3 protein-coding genes and 1 pseudogene are annotated in these 2,231 nt (G+C 36.8%); 1 reads left to right on the top strand and 3 read right to left on the bottom strand.

Annotation, left to right across the window (positions count from 1 at the left end):
* The 3 genes and pseudogenes from A0739_RS10755 to A0739_RS09675 form a co-directional block, all read right to left on the bottom strand.
* Window positions 1-284, bottom strand: a pseudogene (locus A0739_RS10755) (helix-turn-helix domain-containing protein); the annotation flags it as partial.
* Window positions 285-304: 20 nt separating this feature from the next.
* Complete coding sequence (locus A0739_RS10750; RefSeq protein WP_061587815.1) at window positions 305-619, bottom strand: hypothetical protein; 315 nt, start codon at window positions 617-619, stop codon at window positions 305-307.
* A 173-nt stretch (window positions 620-792) separates the two neighbouring features.
* Window positions 793-1,353 carry a TetR/AcrR family transcriptional regulator gene (locus tag A0739_RS09675; RefSeq protein WP_061587814.1) on the bottom strand — a complete coding sequence of 187 codons (561 nt, stop codon included), beginning with the start codon at window positions 1,351-1,353 and terminating at the stop codon, window positions 793-795.
* 254 nt (window positions 1,354-1,607) lie between these two features.
* Here A0739_RS09675 and A0739_RS09670 point away from each other — a divergent pair, with 254 nt between their 5' ends.
* Window positions 1,608-2,231: a cysteine hydrolase family protein gene (locus tag A0739_RS09670; protein WP_000483064.1), complete on the top strand. Its 624-nt coding sequence runs from the start codon at window positions 1,608-1,610 to the stop codon at window positions 2,229-2,231.

Below are 2,231 nucleotides of genomic sequence, written 5' to 3'. Positions count from 1 at the left end.
AATACTTTATCATCAAATTGTTCAGCTAGTATAGTTGCTGAGTGATAAAGTTCCTTTGCTTTATTTTTATCATTTTCAAAATAAAGATAGCACTTAGCTTCAAATACTGAAATTCCAGGTTTATAGACTTGCAACATTGTTACTGATAAAATTTCATTCATCTTTTTTACTAGAGATATCATATGCTTATAGTCATTATGAACAACATAAACACCCGCTATGGCACAAAGAACTGATAGTAGCTCTACATTATACATTTCATCACTAACTAATTGCTGTTTCAACAACTTAATCCGAAAATCATCTAATGCTCTCTTCTATAAATCAAGTCTTGACATTGCATAGCAAAATAATCAATTAATAGTAAATTATTGAATGTGTAAACTTGCTTTAGTGTTACTTGCTTAAAATAATCATCAAAAATATCTTCAGCGAAACTACCTGTCCCTGTTCTTATCAAGTCTAATATTCTTTCAATCAAGTCTAGACTCAGCAACTCTTCCTCAGGAAGAGCTAGTTCTTTATTTTCAAGAAAAGTATCTATCGGAACTTCTAATCGCTTAGATAAATATTGTAACTTAGTAATTGTTGGCAAGGATTGCCCAAGCTCAGTACGCATCAGCTGTTTGATTATTAAGTCAGCTTCTGTCCACAGACCTCTTCTCTCGTCAATTTGTGACGTTCACGTTCCTGTCTTACTCTATGACCAATTTCAGTTTTAATATCTGTTGTCATTCTTACCTCTTAACCACAATCCATAAATTAACATACTTTTAATTCTTCGGCTAAAAATTAACAATAATTCTTTTTCAAATCCGTCATATTATTTTCCAAAACTTGGATGTCTTGGCTGACTTTGAGAATGACAATGCTGCCTTGAATACTGGAGATGACTTGACGGGCCTGCAACTGCGCCCGCTCTTCTGACCAGTCAGCATGCAGGTCTTGCAAGAGGCTGGCTAACTTCTCTGTCCACTGGGTCATAAAATCATTGAGAGGACAGCGGAAGTTCTCATCTTCTGTGGACAATTCCACAATCAGATTACCAATTGGGCAACCATAAAAGACCGTCTGACTTTCATGAAATTGACAAACCCAGTCAATCATATCCGAAAACTTGTCACTGTCAGACTTGTCTGCTTCAAAAATCTCTTCAAAAAGCTCTTTTCGCCAATTTGCTAAAATATCTTGAATGACCGTCAAACCAATTTCCTTCTTAGATTTGAAATAATAATAAAGCTGCCCCTTGCCAACATCAGCCGCCTCCATGATGTCACTGATGGAGGTGGCCACATAACCCTTCTGATAAATCAATTCCTCAGCACTTTGTAAAATACGCTCTTTAACGCTCATCTGCTCACCTCTCTTTTTTCCTATTATAGCAGATTCAGAGTCTGAGACCAAACAATTGAAACCACCTCCTTTTGCCACTGTTTTATCATTAAAATTTTTTGTTCTGAGCAAATTAATTTACAAATTCAATTTTAGATGTTATTATAATTGTACCGAATGGTCAGTATATAACTAAAACTACCATTTGGAAAATCATCAAACTAACAGTCTAAATTCCTATTGGCTGTTAATCAAATCATATTAGGAGGAACCTCATGTTCAATCAGAAAAATGTCGCATTTGTTATCACAGACCCACAAGTTGAATTCCTAAAACATCCTGGTAAAGGATTCGGAGCAACTAAAGACGTTCTTGAAAAAGTTAATACTATTGAAAATCTGACAAAGCTTTTCGCTCTTGCTCAAGAGCGTGGCTACAAGCGTTTTATCTCACCGCACTACTTCTATCCACACGATCACAAGTGGCAATTTAAAGCTGCTGGTGAAACGATGATGATTGAAAACGAAATGTTTTGGCGTGATAGCCAGTATTCAGCAATTCCAGAAGGCTCTGGAGCAGATATGATTGAAGAGATTAAACCATTTTTGGATGAAGATACTATTGTTGTCAACGGACATAAAATCTTTGGCCCAGAAAGCAACGACCTTAACCTTCAACTCCGCAAAAATGGTATCGACACCGTCATCTTGGCTGGTATGAATGCTAATCTCTGCGTGGATTCACACATGCGTGAACTCATAGAATTAGGTTACAATGTCATTGTTGTTAACGATGCTGTCGGTGCTCCAGGTGAAGAAGCCTACCAAGCTGCCCTGACAAACTATGGCTACATTGCCAACCAAGTTTTGACAACTGAGGAAGTTATCGCTCAACTTTAG

This window comes from Streptococcus oralis (genome assembly GCF_001588645.1).
Classification (GTDB): Bacteria; Bacillota; Bacilli; order Lactobacillales; family Streptococcaceae; genus Streptococcus; species Streptococcus oralis_AB.
The sequence above is the reverse complement of the archived record's forward strand: the minus strand, read 5'-3'. Positions and strand labels throughout refer to the sequence as shown.